Source organism: Streptomyces sp. CB02959, from assembly GCF_002803155.1.
GTDB lineage: Bacteria > Actinomycetota > Actinomycetes > Streptomycetales > Streptomycetaceae > Streptomyces.
Map to the genome: position 1 here is coordinate 1 of NZ_NNBP01000005.1, position 16,448 is coordinate 16,448.

At 71.4% G+C, this 16,448-nt stretch carries 15 protein-coding genes; 5 read left to right on the top strand and 10 right to left on the bottom strand.

The annotated features are described in order from the left end of the window. The coding region (locus tag CG747_RS09770; RefSeq protein WP_100601281.1) for an MFS transporter at positions 1–1,097 on the bottom strand (1,097 nt) is incomplete at its 3' end. An 89-nt stretch (positions 1,098–1,186) separates the two neighbouring features. Here CG747_RS09770 and CG747_RS09775 point away from each other — a divergent pair. After that, positions 1,187–2,155: a helix-turn-helix transcriptional regulator gene (locus CG747_RS09775; protein WP_100601282.1), complete on the top strand. Its 969-nt coding sequence runs from the start codon at positions 1,187–1,189 to the stop codon at positions 2,153–2,155. 31 nt (positions 2,156–2,186) lie between these two features. Here CG747_RS09775 and CG747_RS09780 read toward each other — a convergent pair whose 3' ends face one another. After that, a complete protein-coding gene (locus tag CG747_RS09780) occupies positions 2,187–3,644 on the bottom strand; it encodes an MFS transporter (RefSeq protein ID WP_100601283.1) in 1,458 nt (485 codons plus the stop codon). Between the two features lie 74 nt (positions 3,645–3,718). Here CG747_RS09780 and dusB point away from each other — a divergent pair, with 74 nt between their 5' ends. Then, positions 3,719–4,846: a tRNA dihydrouridine synthase DusB gene (gene dusB / locus CG747_RS09785; RefSeq protein ID WP_374701755.1), complete on the top strand. Its 1,128-nt coding sequence runs from the start codon at positions 3,719–3,721 to the stop codon at positions 4,844–4,846. An 86-nt stretch (positions 4,847–4,932) separates the two neighbouring features. Here dusB and CG747_RS09790 read toward each other — a convergent pair whose 3' ends face one another. Further along, on the bottom strand, positions 4,933–5,061 hold the full coding sequence (locus CG747_RS09790) for a hypothetical protein (RefSeq protein ID WP_257980308.1): 129 nt from the start codon (positions 5,059–5,061) through the stop codon (positions 4,933–4,935). A gap of 4 nt (positions 5,062–5,065) precedes the next feature. On the opposite strand from CG747_RS09790, the gene CG747_RS09795 reads away from it, so the two are divergent. Together CG747_RS09795 and ppdK are read left to right on the top strand one after the other, a co-directional pair. Beyond that, positions 5,066–5,260: a hypothetical protein gene (locus CG747_RS09795; protein ID WP_257980309.1), complete on the top strand. Its 195-nt coding sequence runs from the start codon at positions 5,066–5,068 to the stop codon at positions 5,258–5,260. A gap of 818 nt (positions 5,261–6,078) precedes the next feature. After that, on the top strand, positions 6,079–8,772 hold the full coding sequence (gene ppdK / locus CG747_RS09805) for a pyruvate, phosphate dikinase (RefSeq protein ID WP_100601286.1): 2,694 nt from the start codon (positions 6,079–6,081) through the stop codon (positions 8,770–8,772). 162 nt (positions 8,773–8,934) lie between these two features. Here ppdK and CG747_RS09810 read toward each other — a convergent pair whose 3' ends face one another. Further along, entirely contained in the window at positions 8,935–9,501 is a 567-nt protein-coding gene (locus CG747_RS09810; protein WP_100601287.1) for a GNAT family N-acetyltransferase, read from the bottom strand. 867 nt (positions 9,502–10,368) lie between these two features. On the opposite strand from CG747_RS09810, the gene CG747_RS09815 reads away from it, so the two are divergent. Continuing rightward, complete coding sequence (locus tag CG747_RS09815) at positions 10,369–11,211, top strand: helix-turn-helix transcriptional regulator (RefSeq protein ID WP_100601288.1); 843 nt, start codon at positions 10,369–10,371, stop codon at positions 11,209–11,211. Positions 11,212–11,239: 28 nt separating this feature from the next. Here CG747_RS09815 and CG747_RS09820 read toward each other — a convergent pair whose 3' ends face one another. From CG747_RS09820 to CG747_RS09845, 6 genes are all read right to left on the bottom strand, one after another. Continuing rightward, a complete protein-coding gene (locus CG747_RS09820) occupies positions 11,240–12,190 on the bottom strand; it encodes a TauD/TfdA family dioxygenase (RefSeq protein ID WP_100601289.1) in 951 nt (316 codons plus the stop codon). Between the two features lie 302 nt (positions 12,191–12,492). Further along, positions 12,493–13,329: a carbohydrate ABC transporter permease gene (locus CG747_RS09825; RefSeq protein ID WP_100601290.1), complete on the bottom strand. Its 837-nt coding sequence runs from the start codon at positions 13,327–13,329 to the stop codon at positions 12,493–12,495. A 5-nt stretch (positions 13,330–13,334) separates the two neighbouring features. Then, positions 13,335–14,258 (bottom strand): carbohydrate ABC transporter permease, encoded by a 924-nt coding sequence (locus tag CG747_RS09830; protein ID WP_100601291.1) that lies wholly within the window; start codon positions 14,256–14,258, stop codon positions 13,335–13,337. After that, a complete protein-coding gene (locus tag CG747_RS09835; protein ID WP_100601292.1) occupies positions 14,255–15,511 on the bottom strand; it encodes an ABC transporter substrate-binding protein in 1,257 nt (418 codons plus the stop codon). The genes CG747_RS09830 and CG747_RS09835 overlap by 4 nt, the downstream gene beginning before the upstream one ends. 54 nt (positions 15,512–15,565) lie before the next feature. Beyond that, entirely contained in the window at positions 15,566–15,760 is a 195-nt protein-coding gene (locus CG747_RS09840) for a DUF397 domain-containing protein (protein WP_100601293.1), read from the bottom strand. Between the two features lie 3 nt (positions 15,761–15,763). After that, positions 15,764–16,423: a DUF5753 domain-containing protein gene (locus CG747_RS09845; protein ID WP_100601294.1), complete on the bottom strand. Its 660-nt coding sequence runs from the start codon at positions 16,421–16,423 to the stop codon at positions 15,764–15,766. Positions 16,424–16,448: the final 25 nt, after the last annotated feature.

The following is a 16,448-nucleotide window of genomic DNA, read 5'->3' on the forward strand; positions in this document are numbered from 1 at the left end:
ACCACCCGGCGTCCGAAGCGCTGCACCAGCCGGGGCCCGGCCAGCGAGGCGAGGAAGAAGGCGACGCAGAGCGGGAGCAGGGAGAGGCCCGCGGCCAGCGGTCCGTAGTGCAGTCCGCTCTGGAGGGCGACCGCCACCACGAACATGAAGCCGCCGAAGCCCAGCGAGAACGGCACCAGCATGGTCAGGCCGCTGCGGACGGAGGGGATGCGGAAGAGCGAGGGCGGCACCAGCGGGGTCCGGCCGGTGCGCTCGGCGCGGCGCTCCACGGCCACGAACGCCGCGGCGGCGAAAGGGAAGACGGCCAGCAGCAGCCAGGACCACAGGGGCCAGCCGGCGGCCCGGCCCTCGGTGAGCGGCAGCAGCAGGGTGATCAGTGCGGTGGCGAGCAGGGCGGTGCCGGCGCCGTCCACGCGGCTCGGGTGCGGGGAGCGGCTCTCCGGCACCGTACGGGCCGCGAGCAGCCAGGCCGCGGCGGCGATCGGGACGTTCACCAGGAACACCGCGCGCCAGCCGCTGCCCGCCAGGTCCACCGAGACCAGCAGCCCGCCGAGCACCTGTCCGACGGCGCTGGAGACCCCGGCCGTGCCGCCGTAGAGGCTGACGGCCCTGGCGCGCCGCTTGCCGGTGGTGGCGGCCTGGATGGTGGCCAGCACCTGGGGCAGCAGCAGTGCGGCCGCCGCACCCTGGGCGACCCGGGCGGCCACCAGGGTCCAGGCGTCCGGGGCCAGTCCGCAGGCGAGCGAGGTCAGGCCGAAGGCGGCCAGTCCCCACAGGAACAGCCGGCGCCGGCCGGCCATGTCGCCGAGCCGGCCGCCGAGCACCAGCAGCGTGGCGTAGGCGACCCCGTAGCCGGCCACGACCATCTCCAGCATCGCGGGGCCGGCGTGCAGATCGTGGTCGATGGTCGGCAGGGCGACGTTGACGATGAAGAAGTCGATCATCGGGAGGGCCGCGCCGAGCAGGACGGTCAGCAGGCCCAGCGGCGTCAGCAGCGGGGCGGTCGCCGGGCGGCTCGGGGCGGCGGCGGACGGTGTGGTGGACGGGGCGGCGGGGACGGCGGATGCTGTCGGGGTTTGGCTCACGGAGATGAGCATCCTGTCCGGCTCAGCCGGGTACCAGAGTGTCTTTATCCTGGTACCGGCGCTACCTGGCAACTGGCTGTGCGCTGGGGCAGGCTGGGCCCATGACGGTGGATGTGACCAAGGCCGCCAGGGCGGCCCAGCCGGGTGCCGGGGCGACGCGCACCAGGAGCACGACGGGGCCGGCGGGCGGCGCCGGGCACCGTGCCGACGACGCGGTCCGGCGGGCGGAGCTCGCCGCCTTCCTGCGCAGTCGGCGCGAGCGGATCACCCCCGAGCAGGTCGGGCTGCCGCGCGGCACCCGCCGCCGCACACCGGGGCTGCGCCGCGAGGAGGTCGCGCATCTCGGCGCCGTCGGCGTCACCTGGTACACCTGGCTCGAACAGGGCCGGGACATCCACGTCTCCCCGCAGGTGCTGGACGCCGTCGCCCGCGCCCTGCTGCTGGACCGCGCCGAGCGCAGCCACCTCTTCGCCCTGGCCGGGGCGGTCGATCCGCTGCCGGGCAAGGAGTGCACCGGTGTCCCCCGGGCGCTGCGGGAGATCGTCGACGGGCTCGCGCCGTATCCGGCCGTCGTCCAGAACAGCCGGTTCGACATCGTCGCCCACAACGCCGCCTACGGGAAGTTGATGTGCGACCTGGACACCCTGCCCCTTGAGGACCGCAACTGCATGTGGCTGGTGTTCACCCACCCCGGGTGGCGGGAGCTCCTGGTCGACTGGGAGGCCACGGCCCGCACGATGACCGCCAAGTTCCGCGCCTCGATGGCCGAGCACATCGCGGAGCCGGCGTGGAAGGCGCTGGTGGCCCGGCTGGCGGAGGCGTCACCGGAGTTCCGCGAGATATGGGCGCAGCACGAGGTCGAGCGGACGGCCGGCGCGGTCAAGGTCTTCCGCCACCCGGTCGTCGGCCTCCTCCAGCTGACCGGCACCAATCTGTGGCTGGGACCCAACACCGGTCCGAAGGTGCTCACGTACACGCCGGTGGACGAGGTGTCCCGGGAGCGCCTGGTGGAGCTGGCGGAGCTGGCGCGGACGGCGGTGCCCGCGGGGGCCGTGGCGGCGGCCGTGTAGGGCGTCCCGCGGGGCCCGGTCCGGGCCGTCGTCACGAGCCGGCGCTCGCCCTGCTGTGGCCGTGCGCCGTCTCGTCCTCGAAGAGGGCGGCGGTGCGCTGGGCGGTGGCCGCGGCCCAGCGGCCGGTGGTCAGGGCGCCTAGGAGGAGGATGGCGCCGCCGCAGCCGGTGATGATCCACCAGGCCGGGTGGGCGGCGGCCAGGAACTCGGGGCGGGTGGCGCCGACGTGCGCACCGCCCGCCAGTACGGCGCCGATCACCGCGACGCCCAGCGACTGCCCGACCTGCCGGCTGGTGGAGGCCACGGCCGCCGCGACGCCCGCCTGGGTGCGCGGCATACCGGACACCGCGGTATTGGTGATCGGCGCGTTGACCAGGCCGAATCCGATGCCGAAGAGGACGTATCCGGTGAAGAGCAGGGCGGGGGCCGACTCGGTGTTGAAGGCCGCGAAGAGGACGCCGCTGGCCGCCGTCGCGCAGCCGGCCAGCAGGAGCGGAAGCCGTGGCCCGCGGCTGCCGACCAGCCGGCCGGACAGCGGCGCGAAGACCAGCGTCATCCCGGCCATCGGCAGCATGTACAGGCCGGCGTCCAGGGCGGACAGGCCGCGGATGTTCTGGAGGTAGAGGGTGTTGACGAACAGGAAGCCGCCGAGCGCGGCGAACGCGCAGACCGCTATCACCGTCGCGCCGGCGAACGGGGCGCTGTGGAAGAACCGCAGGTCGATCAGCGGTTCCCAGCGGCGCCGCTCGTAGCCGATCAGGGTGAGCAGGGAGATCAGCGCCACCATCACGAACGCCAGGATCTCCACCGAGGTCCAGCCGGCGTCCGGGGCCTCGATGATCGCGTACGTCAGTGAGCCGAGCAGCGTGACCACCAGCAGCTGGCCGACCGGATCGACCCGGCGCGGCCGGGGGGCGCGGGACTCGGGCACGTAGCGGGAGGTGAGGAAGAGCGCCAGGGCGCCGATCGGCACGTTGATCCAGAAGATCGAGCGCCAGCCGACGCTCTGCACCAGCAGCCCGCCGACCACCGGCCCGGCGGCCATGCTGATGCCGACCACCCCGCCCCACACCCCGATGGCGCGGGCCCGCTCCCGGGGGTCGGTGAAGGTGTTGGTGATGATCGACATGGCGACCGGGTTGAGCATCGAGCCGCCGATTGCCTGCACCATCCGGAACACCACCAGCCACCCCAGGCCGGGCGCCAGGCTGCACAGCAGGGAGCCGAGCGAGAAGACCACCAGGCCGGCCATGAAGACCCGGCGGCGGCCCAGGCGGTCCGCGGTCGAGCCGGCGAGCATCAGGAGCGAGGCCAGCACCAGCGTGTAGGCGTCGATCGTCCACTGCATCCCGGAGATCGAGGCACCCAGTTCGTGCTGCATCGACGGCAGGGCGACGTTGAGGACGGTGTTGTCGAGACTGACGATCAGCAGGCTCATGCAGCAGATCGCCAGGACGAGCAGACGCCGCCGACGGCTGAGGTCAGGCATGGTTGAACGCTACAACGATCCGGTCCGGACGGCCCGCGGCGGGGCTCCGGGCCGAGTGCGGGACAATGGGGTCCATGAGTTCGCTGCAGATCGGTCCGCACACGGTGCAGCCCCCCGTGGTCCTGGCCCCCATGGCCGGCATCACCAACGCCCCGTTCCGGACGCTGTGCCGGGAGTTCAGCGGCGGCAAGGGCCTCTTCGTCAGCGAGATGATCACCACTCGGGCGCTGGTCGAGCGCAACGAGAAGACCATGCAGCTGATCCACTTCGACGCCAGCGAGCGTCCGCGGTCGATCCAGCTGTACGGCGTCGACCCGGTCACGGTCGGCAAGGCCGTCCGCATGATCGTCGAAGAGGACCTGGCCGATCACATCGACCTCAACTTCGGCTGCCCGGTCCCCAAGGTCACCCGCAAGGGCGGCGGCTCCGCCCTTCCGTACAAGCGGCACCTGCTGCGCGCCATCCTCCGCGAGGCGGTCACCGGCGCCGGTGAGCTGCCGGTGACGATGAAGATGCGCAAGGGCATCGACGACGACCACCTCACCTACCTCGACGCCGGCCGGATCGCCGTCGAGGAGGGCGTCACCGCCATCGCCCTGCACGGCCGCACCACCGCCCAGCACTACGGCGGCACCGCCGACTGGGACGCCATCGCCCGCCTGAAGGAGCACGTCCCGGAGATCCCGGTGCTCGGCAACGGCGACATCTGGTCGGCGGACGACGCGCTGCGGATGATGCGGGAGACCGGCTGCGACGGCGTCGTGGTCGGCCGCGGCTGCCTCGGCCGCCCCTGGCTCTTCGGCGACCTGGTCGCCGCCTTCGAGGGCACCGGCGCCCCCAAGGCACCCGGCCTGCGCGAGGTCGCGGCCGTCATGGTGCGGCACGCCACCCTGCTCGGGGAGTGGCTGGGCGACGAGGCCCGCGGCGTGATCGACTTCCGCAAGCACGTCGCCTGGTACCTCAAGGGCTTCGCGGTCGGCTCCGAGATGCGCAAGCGGCTGGCGATCAGCTCGTCGCTGGCCGAGCTGGCAGCGGGGCTGGACGAGCTCGACCTGGACCAGCCCTGGCCGGTCGGCGCCGACGGCCCGCGCGGCCGGACCTCCGGCAACAACCGCGTGGTGCTCCCGGACGGCTGGCTGCGCGACCCGTACGACTGCGCCGGCGTCGGCGAGGACGCCGAGCTGGACACCTCCGGCGGCTGACGGCCGGATCTTGGCGAGCGGGCCGGGCCGGTGCGCGGCGGTCGAACTCCCGGAGATCGGCCCCGTGCCGGTCAGGCTCCCGGAGGTCAGGCCCCCGGCCGCGGCGGGTGCGCCGCGTCCGCCAGCAGCCCGGCCGCCCCGACCTCCCGGTAGCGCGCCAGCAGTTCACCGATCACCCGCGCCCCGTCCGGGTCCGCCGGGGTGTAGATCCACATCTTGGTGTCGGGCGCCGTCCCGCAGCTCGCCCAGGTGATCGGCGTGGCCGGCTACGGCAGCGTCTTCCTGGCCCGGACCGCGGAGCCCGGCGGGCGGGCGGCGGCCTCGGCGCACGCCCTGTACGCGACCGCGCTCCCGGTGGCGGTCGGCAGCCTGCTCGCCGCGCTGGCGGTGCTGCCGCTGCTGCGGCGCCGGTGACGGCGATGGGCACCCGCTCCCCGCGCCCGCCCGTATCCCTGCCGAAGTGACCGGCCCGATGCACCACCGGTCGCCGGGTCGCTCGGTATACGACTCCGGACACCGGGGCGGTGTTCCCGCGGTCGGCGAACTATGGCCTGATACGGGCGCCCGGTGCGCCGCGGCCGGTGTGCCTGCCGGCCGACGCCCGGCAGGCACCTCCCGCCGCCCTGCGCGACGCTCCCGGAACGCCGCCCGGAGCCGAATGCCGCAGGTCCTGCGGGCCCCGTTCACCGGGGGCGATCCGGAACTCCCGGTGCGGGCCGGTGCCGACCAGGAAGGGCGGGTGGCCGGATTGCGCGCCGAGCTGCCCGCTGTACGGGAACGGGCCCGCGTTCCGGTCGGCGCGTTCCTTGATCACATCGCGGTAGGGGGTCCAAATGATGGACCCGCGTCACACATGAGCGCGTGATTCTCGCCACCCCTGATAGGGGTTGCGCTCAGATGAGCACTTGGGGGTGGACTCCACCTCTCGCAAAGGTGGCACCCGGTGCCACTCGCCATCCGTTCAACCCATCAAGTGAAACATTGCGATGTGTAGTATCCGGCGCCCAAGTGACTGCGGAGCGCGATGATGCATTCAGGTAGTAAACGATGGTCGAAATGCATGATCACATTCGATCTGCTGGCGGACGTCGGGTTACGCACGTATGTCGACCAAGTGGACGTACCCATACGCCTTCGATCTGGGTATGTTCCTCGCCGTCAGGGCAGCCCGTCGGCGAGGAGTCAGACCCGTGCCGGAAACACAAGATCCCCACGTAAGCCAGTCTTCTTCCGTGAAGTTCGTCTACGACTTCACCGAGGGCAACAAGGACCTCAAAGACCTCCTCGGTGGCAAGGGCGCCAACCTTGCGGAGATGACCAACCTGGGGCTTCCCGTCCCGCCCGGCTTCACGATCACCACCGAAGCCTGCAAGGTCTACCTGGAGAGCGGCAACGAGCCCGCGGCACTCCGTGCCGAGGTCTCCGAGCACCTCGCCGCCCTTGAGCAGAAGATGGGCAAGAAGCTCGGCCAGGCCGACGACCCCCTGCTGGTTTCGGTGCGTTCCGGGGCGAAGTTCTCCATGCCCGGCATGATGGACACCGTCCTCAACATCGGCCTCTCCGATGCGTCGGTTTCCGGCCTCGCCACGCAGGCCGGCGACGAGCGGTTCGCGTGGGACTCCTACCGCCGCCTGATCCAGATGTTCGGCAAGACCGTGCTGGGCGTCGACGGCGAGCTCTTCGAGGAGGCCCTGGAGGACGCCAAGCACGCCAAGGGCGTCACCGTCGACGTCGACCTGGACGCCGCCGACCTCCGGGCGCTGGTCGACCGCTTCAAGCAGATCGTCGGCAAGGAGACCGGCCGGGACTTCCCGCAGGACCCGCGCGAGCAGATGGACCTCGCGGTCCGCGCGGTCTTCGACTCCTGGAACACCGACCGTGCCAAGCTCTACCGCCGCCAGGAGCGCATCCCCGGCGACCTCGGCACCGCGGTCAACGTCTGCTCCATGGTCTTCGGCAACCTCGGCCCCGACTCCGGCACCGGCGTCGCCTTCACCCGCGACCCGGCCAGCGGTCACCAGGGCGTCTACGGCGACTACCTGCAGAACGCCCAGGGCGAGGACGTCGTCGCCGGCATCCGCAACACGGTCCCGCTCGCGGACCTGGAGTCGATCGACAAGACGTCGTACGACGAGCTGATGCAGATCATGGAGACGCTCGAAACGCACTACAAGGACCTGTGCGACATCGAGTTCACCATCGAGCGCGGCAAGCTGTGGATGCTCCAGACCCGGGTCGGCAAGCGCACCGCCGGCGCCGCCTTCCGCATCGCCACCCAGCTCGTCGACCAGGGTCTGATCGACGAGGCCGAGGCGCTCCAGCGGGTCACCGGCGGCCAGCTCGCGCAGCTGATGTTCCCCCGCTTCGACCTGGACGCGAAGTCCGAGCTGATCGGCCGCGGCATCGCCGCCTCCCCGGGCGCGGCGGTCGGCAAGGCCGTCTTCGACTCCTACACGGCCGTCAAGTGGTCGCGCTCCGGCGAGAAGGTCATCCTGATCCGCCGCGAGACCAACCCCGACGACCTCAACGGCATGATCGCCGCCGAGGGCATCCTCACCTCCCGCGGCGGCAAGACCTCGCACGCCGCCGTCGTCGCCCGCGGCATGGGCAAGACCTGTGTCTGCGGCGCCGAGGAGCTGGAGGTCGACACCAAGACCCGCAAGCTGACCACCAAGGACGGGACCGTCATCGAGGAGGGGGACGTCGTCTCCATCGACGGCTCCACCGGCAAGGTCTACGCCGGTGAGGTCCCGGTCGTGCCGTCCCCGGTCGTCGAGTACTTCGAGGGCCGGATGCACGCCGGCGCCGACGACGCCGACGAGCTCGTCCAGGCCGTCCACCGGATCATGGCCTACGCCGACCGGGTCCGCCGCCTGCGGGTCCGCGCCAACGCCGACAACGCCGAGGACGCCGCCCGCGCCCGCCGGTTCGGCGCCCAGGGCATCGGCCTGTGCCGCACCGAGCACATGTTCCTCGGTGAGCGCCGGGAGATGGTCGAGCGGCTGATCCTGGCCGACACCGACGCCGACAAGGACGCCGCCCTCGCCGAGCTGCTGCCGCTCCAGAAGGCCGACTTCACCGAGCTGTTCGAGGCGATGGACGGCCTGCCGGTCACCGTCCGCCTGCTGGACCCGCCGCTGCACGAGTTCCTGCCCGACATCACCGACCTGTCGGTGCGCGTCGCGCTCGCCGAGGCCCGCCACGAGAAGCACGAGAACGACCTCCGGCTCCTCCAGGCCGTGCACAAGCTGCACGAGCAGAACCCGATGCTGGGTCTGCGCGGCGTCCGCCTCGGCCTGGTCATCCCCGGCCTGTTCGCCATGCAGGTGCGGGCCATCGCCGAGGCCGCCGCCGAGCGCAAGAACGCCAAGGGCGACCCCCGGGCGGAGATCATGATCCCGCTGGTCGGCACCGTCCAGGAGCTGGAGATCGTCCGCGAGGAGGCCGAGCAGGTCATCGCCGAGGTCGAGCAGGCCCGCGGCGTCAACCTCAAGCTCACCCTCGGCACGATGATCGAGCTGCCCCGCGCCGCCCTCACGGCCGGTCAGATCGCGGAGTCCGCCGACTTCTTCTCCTTCGGCACCAACGACCTCACCCAGACGGTCTGGGGCTTCTCCCGCGACGACGTGGAGGCCAGCTTCTTCACCGCGTACCTGGAGAAGGGCATCTTCGGCGTCAGCCCGTTCGAGACCATCGACAAGGACGGCGTGGGCTCCCTGGTCCGCAGCGCCGCGGCGGCCGGCCGGGCCACCCGGCCCGACCTCAAGCTCGGCGTCTGCGGCGAGCACGGCGGCGACCCGGAGTCGGTCCACTTCTTCCACGAGGTCGGCCTGGACTACGTCTCCTGCTCCCCGTTCCGCATCCCGGTCGCACGACTGGAAGCGGGCCGGGCGGCGGCCGAATCCCAGGGCAGCGACAGCCGCTGACCCCCGGGGGCACATGCCCCCACACCTCCGGAACCGGCGGCGGGCACACCCTCAACGCCCGCCGCCCACTCCGGCACCCCTACGAGGGCGGCACCTGTGCGGAGGTGCCGCCCTCGTTCTCGTCCGGGGGCGGCGGGGGCTCCCGAACGGAACCGCGCCGCCCTACCCGTCCGTGCGTCCGAGGCCGAGGACCAGCACGTCGTGGAGATCGGCGCCGCCCCACGGGCGGGCCTCGCCGACCTTGCGGTAGCCCCATGAGCGGTAGGCGGCCTGTGCCGCCTCGCTCGCCGGATGGACGTCGAGCAGGACGCGTTCGGCGTCGATGCCGTCGAGGAGTGCTTCGTGCAGGCGGCGTGCGATGCCGTGTCCGCGCCACGGCAGCCGTACGGCCAGCTCCATCAGCCCGAAGGTGCGGTGGCCGTCCTCGCGGCGCATGGCGTCGGACACGGGCCGGGTGAGCGTGTCCCACCAGCCGGTCTGCGGTGCCAGGGGGCAGCCGTACGCCATGCCGACCGGGGTGCCGTCCGCGGTGCGGGCCAGGGCGGCCCGGAAGGCGGGTCTCCGGGTCCGGGAGCGGAAGCGCCGGAAGGCGGCGGCGACGTCGTCGGCGGTCTCGCGGTAGGGCGGCTCGGCGAACGCGTCGGCGTGCACGAGGGTGAAGTCGGCTTCGGCCTGCTCGGCGGCCGGGCCGTCCAGGCGGGCGACGGTGAGGGCTACGGGTCGGGTCATGTGGTGCCCCTCGGTGGTCTCGCGGAGGCGGTCGCCGCGCTCGCGGGCGGCCGCCGGGTGGATTCCGGCGACGGTGCACCGGAACGTCCGGATTGTGCCCGGGAACCGGGGTGCGGAGATCCCCTGCGCGGCCGTTGCCGCGGGATCCGTCGGTGATGGAGGTGGCCGCGCCGGAATCGTCCGCGGCGGAATTGCCGGTACCGGAATCGTCCATTGCCGAATCTTTTACCGTCGAATCGTCCGCCATTGAATCGTCCGAACGGAAACCGTCCGTGGCGGAACTGTTCAACCGGATGGGCGACAGTCGGTTGTCGGCCGATCTCGGGGGTGCCACGGAGGGCGACCGGGCGGCGGTGCGCCGTGCGGGACACCTCGTGTCCGCCCCGGCACGGCAAGGGCGGCACCCGTGCGCACGGGTGCCGCCCTTGCTTTTCTCCGGACTCCCCCCTCGGGAGCTGCCGCCCTCCCAGTCGGCGTGGGAGGCGGCCTTCAACGGGGCTGTGCTCGGCCGGTTGTTTGCCCATCACCCCCCACGGGATCGAGCAATCCGGGCCGTGCGCACCGACGTTGAATTGCCTCCAGCATTCCGTCCGGGCGGGCCCGGCGCGACCCTTTTCAACTCTGGCCAAAAGGGCATGGTGACCGCGTGTGGTTGCGTGCATACTCAGGCGTGCCGGGGGCCGACGGAGATAACCAAAGAGTGGGGGTTCGGTGTTACGCGTCCATTTCAGTGGACTCGATCTGGCCCGCGTGCGGATTGCCGCGCGCCCGGATGCGCTGTGGGAGACGGTCTTAAGCTTTCACCGACTTCGTGACCGGCGTGACGAATCCACGTTCGGTGGTTGGCGATCGGAAACCCGCGGAAGGTTGAATGGCGAAACGCGTCTGCTGGCGCCGCTGGTGCCCACGCGCGGCTATTTCCCCGATTTCCTGACGCCCGCCGAGGGTCTGCTCGGCATGGGCGAGGCGCTCGCCGCGCTGCGGGAGACCCCGGCCGGCCGGCTGCACGCCGAACTCTCCCGGCTGACGCCCGCCGCGGGCCGTCCGCTCCCCGCCTGGATACGCGCCATGGCGGACGGCGAGACCCGCTCGCTGGGCCGCCTCGCCGGGATACTCCAGCGCTACCACGACGCGGCCGTCGCCCCCTACTGGCACCGCGTCCGGTGCCGGATAGAGGCCGACCGGGCGGCCCGCGGCCGGGCCCTGCTGGACGGCGGCGCGGACCGGCTGCTGTCGTCGCTGCCGCCGATGATGCGCTGGCGCCCGCCCGTCCTGGAGGCCGACTACCCGGTGGACCGGGACCTCCACCTCGGCGGCCGCGGACTGCTCCTGCTGCCCTCGTACTTCTGCCGCCGCACCCCGGTCACCTTCCACAACCCGGACCTGACGCCGGTCCTGGTCTACCCGGTCGAGCACCCGGTACCGCGCCTCGCCCCGCCGGTCCCGGCCGACCGCTCGCTGGGCCGCCTGGTCGGCCAGACCCGCTCGGCGATCCTGCACGGCATCGGCATGGGCTGCACCACCAGCGAACTCGCCCGCCGCGTCGACGTCTCGCTGGCCTCCGCCAGCCAGCACGCCACCGTCCTGCGGGACGCCGGCCTGCTGTCCACCCTGCGCCAGGGCAACGCCGTGCTGCACACCCTGACGCCGCTGGGCGCCGCCCTGTTGCGCGGCGCCCACCTCGACGGGACGGCGGCCTTCGAGCGGTGAGCCGCCGGCCGCCCGGGCCGAGCGGCCGCTAGTACGGCCGGTCCCCGGCGATCGCCACCCGCTCCGCGACCCGCCGCCGCGTCCCGTAGTCGCACACCGCGTAGTGCTGGGTGGCGCGGTTGTCCCAGAACGCGACGTCCCCGGCCCGCCACTGGAACCGCACCTGGAACTCCGGCACGTGCGCCTGCTGGAACAGCAGGCGCAGCAGCCGGTCGCTCTCCGCCTCCGGCAGCCCCACGATCCGGGTGGTGAACGACGCGTTGACGAACAGCATCCGCCGCCCGGTCTCCGGGTGCCGACGCACCACCGGATGCTCCACCGCGGGGAACTCCCCCTGGAACGGCGCGAGTTGGGCCGCGGAGAAGAATCGGGAGAAGCCCGGGAGATAGTCGTGCACCGCCCGCGCCCCATCGATCCGCTCCCGGATTTCCAGTGGCAAATTGTCATACGCCGCAGCCATATCGGCCCACAGCGTGTCCCCGCCCGACTCCGGCACCTCGCGCAGCTGCAACACCGCCCCCATCGCGGGCCGTTCGCGGAAGGTTACGTCCGTGTGCCATACGTTCTCGAACGTCTGCGCACCGGCGGCCGTCTTGTCAAACCGCACCACCTCCTTCGAGTCGCCCCGGGCGAGCAGTGGGTTGGTCTCCAACTCCCCCCAATTGGCTGCGAATTGGCGTTGCGCGGCGGAGGTCAGGTGCTGCCCGCGGAAGAACAGCACCTTCCACTCCAGCAGGGCCCGGTTCAGCTCCGCGCGCAGCGCCGCGGACAGCGGACGCGACAGATCCAGCCCCCGGATCTCCGCCCCGATGGTGGCGGCCAGCGGGACGACCTCTAACCGCTCGTACGGCCGGTCCGGCCGGTCTTCCGGGGTGCGGCGCAGGATCCGGGGGCCTTCGTAGAGGCCGTCGGCGGGGATGCGGTGGGGGCGCAGCGGCGGTACGGGGGCGGGTGCGGGCGTGTCGGTGAAGGTCGTCAACTGGTCCTCCTTGCAGCGGAGTCGAGCAGGCGAGAGGTGGTGGAAGCGGGGGAGGGGAGGGGGAACGGCGGGCGCCGGCGGCCGGGCCGGGGTGCGGGGTCCTCAGCGGGTGCCGGGACAGCCGGCCGGGGGAGAGCCCACCCGGCCGCGGCGGCGCAGGAAGCTCAGGCCGCGGGGTGCGCACGCACCGTGAGGGCCGCGGTCGCGCGGCGCCGCCTCACGGTGATCCAGGTACGTGCACATGGCACGCACCGTACCGCATCCGCGGTCCGCCGCCCATGGTCCGCGGACCGCGGCCGCGCTCAGTCGTCGATGCCGGTCCGCTCCACGCCCGCCACGATGTACCGCTGGAGCAGGAGGAAGACCACCACCAGCGGGACGATCGACGCGCCCGCCGCGACGAACAGTTCGTGCAGGTTGAGGTTCTGCGCGGTGGTGAACGTGGACAGCGCGACCTGCACCGTCCAGGCCGACTGGTCCTGGCCGATCACCAGCGGCCACAGGAAGGAGTTCCACGCCCCGATGAAGACGATGGTGCCGACCGCCGCGAACACCGGCCGTGCGTTGGGCACCACGATCCGCCAGTACGTCCGCCAGTACCCCAGGCCGTCCACCCGCGCCGCGTCCTCCAACTCCTTGGGGAATCCGAGGAAGTACTGCCGGAAGACGAAGCACGCGAAGGCGCTGAACAGCGTCGGGATGACCAGGCCGCGCAGCGTCGAGATCCAGCCGAGCGTCGACACCAGGACGAAGCTGGGGACGAAGGTCACGGCCGCCGGGACCATCAGCGTGCCCAGGATCGCGTAGAAGACCACCGACGCGTGGCGGTAGGGGATGCGCGCCAGGCCGTAGCCGGCCATCGAGGCCAGCACCACCGTGCCCACGGTCGTCGACACCGCGATCACCGTCGAGTTGAGCAGCGACCGGGCCAGTGGCAGGTCCGGGTCGGCGAACACCTCCGTCAGGTTCGACCAGTGCAGCTCGCGCGGGAAGAACGTCCACGTGGGCGCCGTGATGTCGGCCTCGCTCGCCAGCCCGTTGCGGACCAGCAGGTAGAACGGGACGAGGAAGACCAGCGCCAGCGCGACCAGCAACACCACCCGCAGCGCCCGGCCGGCCCGGGTCAGGGCATCGTGCATTCCGCTCAGTCCTCCTTGCGGCCGAGCCCGAACCAGCGGGCCTGGACCACCGTCGCCACCGCGATGATCAGGGCCAGGATCACCGCGCCCGCACTGCCCAGCCCCAGGTTCTGGTCCCGCCCGAGCGCGGTGTAGTAGAGGTACACCAGCGGGGGCCGGGCGTACGGCGGATAGCCGCGGGCGTCGCTCAGCAGGTTGTAGAACTCGTCGAACGCCTGGAAGGCGTTGATCACCAGGAGCAGCACCACCGCCACCGAAGTGGCCCGCAGCTGCGGGAAGGTGATGTGCCGGAAGACCTGCCAGCCCGGCCGGGCCCCGTCCACCGCCGCCGCCTCGTACAACTGCGGGGAGATCCGCTGGAGTCCGGCGAGGAAGAGGATCATGTAGAAGCCGGCCTGGAGCCACAGCCGCACGGTCACGATGACCAGCCAGTACCACGGCGGGCTGGTCGTCGACAGCCACGCCGTCTGGTCCAGCCCGAACCAGCCGAGCACGGTGTTCGCCAGCCCGAAACGCACCCCGTTGAAGAGCGACAACTTCCAGATCAGCGACGCCACGACGTAGGAGCACGCGGTCGGCAGGAAGAACACCGACCGGAAGAACGCCTGCGCGAAACGCAGCCGGTTCACCATCAGCGCCAGGGACAGCGACAGCGCGAACGTGGCCGGCACGATGAACGCGGTGAAGAGCAGAAAGGTGCCCAGACTGCCGAGGAAAGCGTCGTCCCGGAGCATCGCGGTGTAATTGCCCAGTCCGACGAATTCCGTCGGGTTCACCGTGTTGTGCGCGTTGAAGAAGCTGAGGTAGACGCTCCACAGCAGCGGCACGTAGGTGAACAGGGCCAGCCCGATCGCGAACGGCCCGACGAACACCCAGAACCACAGGGTGCGCCGCTGCGGGCCGAGCAGCCGGGCCGTGCGCGCGCTCACTTCTTCTTCGTCCGCTGCAACTCGGCGTTGACCGTCCGCAGGACGGACTTCAGCTCGGTCTCCGGGTTCGCCCCGCTCTTGATGATCCGGCTCAGCGCGTCCTGGTAGGCATTGCGGTCCGCGCTGTTCCACAGCAACGGTTCGGCATAACCGTGTTCGGTGGCGAACCGCACCGCGTCCGCCGCGGCCCCCTGCCGGAGTTGCCGGGCCTTCTTCGCCAGCGAAATGCGGGCCGGAATGTGGAATCCGTACGACAGCGCGAAATCCTGCTGGAAGTCCGTCCGGTCGATCCACAGCCACTTGGCGAATTCCTTCGCCGCCGCCTGGTGCTTGCTGCGGGCACTCACCGCGGACGCATAGGCACCCACCGGCACGGTCGGTTTCCCACCCGCGCCGTCCTTCGGGAACGGCAGCACCCCGAAATCGTCCCCCAGCGCCTTCTTGATCTGCGGCAGTGCCCACAGTCCCGACCACTGCATGGCGGTCAGCCCCTGGATGAAGGCAGCCGGGTCGGACCAGTCCGTGGGCGCGCCCAGCAGCAGCGACCCGTCGGCGTACAACTGCCGCACCTTCGCCAGCACCCGGGCCGCGGCCGGATCGTCGAACCCGGCCCGGCCGTCCTCGGTGATCAGGCTCAGCCCGGCCGCGAACAGCGGTGTCCCGCCGAGCACGCCGGCCCCGCCGTCGTTGCCGAGGAACAGCCCCTTCACCTTGCCGGTGGTGAGTTTCTTCGCGGCGTCGACCAGTTCGTCGACGCTCTGCGGCGGCTGCACCCCGGCGTCCTTGAGCAGGCTCCTGCGGTAGTACAGCAGCTGTGTGTCGGTGGCCTGCGGGATGCCCCAGATCTTGTCCTGCCAGATCTTCGGTGCGAGCACCGCCTGGTTGAAGTCGTCCTTGACGGGCGCGACCAGGTCGGTCAGGTCGGCCACCTGGCCGCCCTGGATCTGCTCCAGCAGCGGCCCGTTGACCTCGAAGACGTCCGGCCCGGAGTCGGTGAGCAGCGCCGCCGCGGTCTGCCGGTCGTAGTCGCCGGGCCGCCACTGGACGCTGACGTCCGCCTTCTTGTACGCGGCGGCGTACCGTTTCACCGCCTGCTGGGTGCCCGGTTCGCCGTACTGGTGGTACCACTGCGCCAGCGCCGGGCCCGAACCACCGCCTCCGCGGCCGGTGTTGGACCCGCACGCCGCCAGCGCTCCCGCGAGCGCGATGCCGCCTCCGGCGGCGAGCAGCCGTCGTCTGTCGATCACCGTCATGGCAGGTAGCTTGCCGCACCTGCGTGTCGCGCGCATTGCATCTTCACGAACCGGTCAGCCGCGTTCGAACCTGCCTGCGGCGACGGCGTCGTTGAAGGCGGCCCAGGACGCCGGGCCGAGGCGGAGTATGGGGCCGAGGGGGTCTTTGGAGTCGCGTATGGCGATGGTGTGGGGGATGTTGGTGGCGACCTCGACGCACTCGTCCTCGTGGTCGCTGTAGCTGGACTTCTGATAGGTGAACTCGGGCATGGTTCATAGCCCTTCGCTGAGGCTGCCGATGAACGTTCGTGAATCGCTTTCGCTGAGGGCGTGCTGTGCGATTCCTTCGAACAGTTCATCATGCTCTGCGGCTCCCTCGCCGCCTTCCCGCCACAGCGGTTGACGAGGTACCTGCACGTAGACCACGTCCATCGCGCCGGGGTCTGCGAACGAGAGGATGCTGAAGCCGCAGCCCATGCCCAGTTGGGCTCCCGCGCTGAACGGGAGCACCCGCACGCTGACGTTCCGGCGTTGGCCCACGACCGCGAGATGATCGAGCTGCTTGCGCATCACGTCCACGCCGCCGACGAGATTCCGCAGTACGGCCTCGTAGATGACTGCCTGGAGTTGGATCTGCGGGTCGTCCGTGAGGCGTCGTTGGCGAGTCAACCTCGCATTGATGAAGAGATCATCCGAGTTCAGCGCGCGGATGTAGTCGACGGTCTGCAACAGCCCGGGAATGAAGGCGACTTGCCAGGTCTTGATGGACCTGGCTGCGCTCTCCAGGGCGGCGTACTCCTTCATCGGCGGGGCGAAGGGAGCGTCGTTCCACCCGCCCTTGGCTTTGCGTCGTTCGCGGTCGACGCGTGCCAGTTCCAGTAGCCCGCCCACGACCGAGGGGTCGTCCACGCCGTACAGCACGCACAGTGCCATGCGCGAGGTGAGCGGCTGCCGTGCG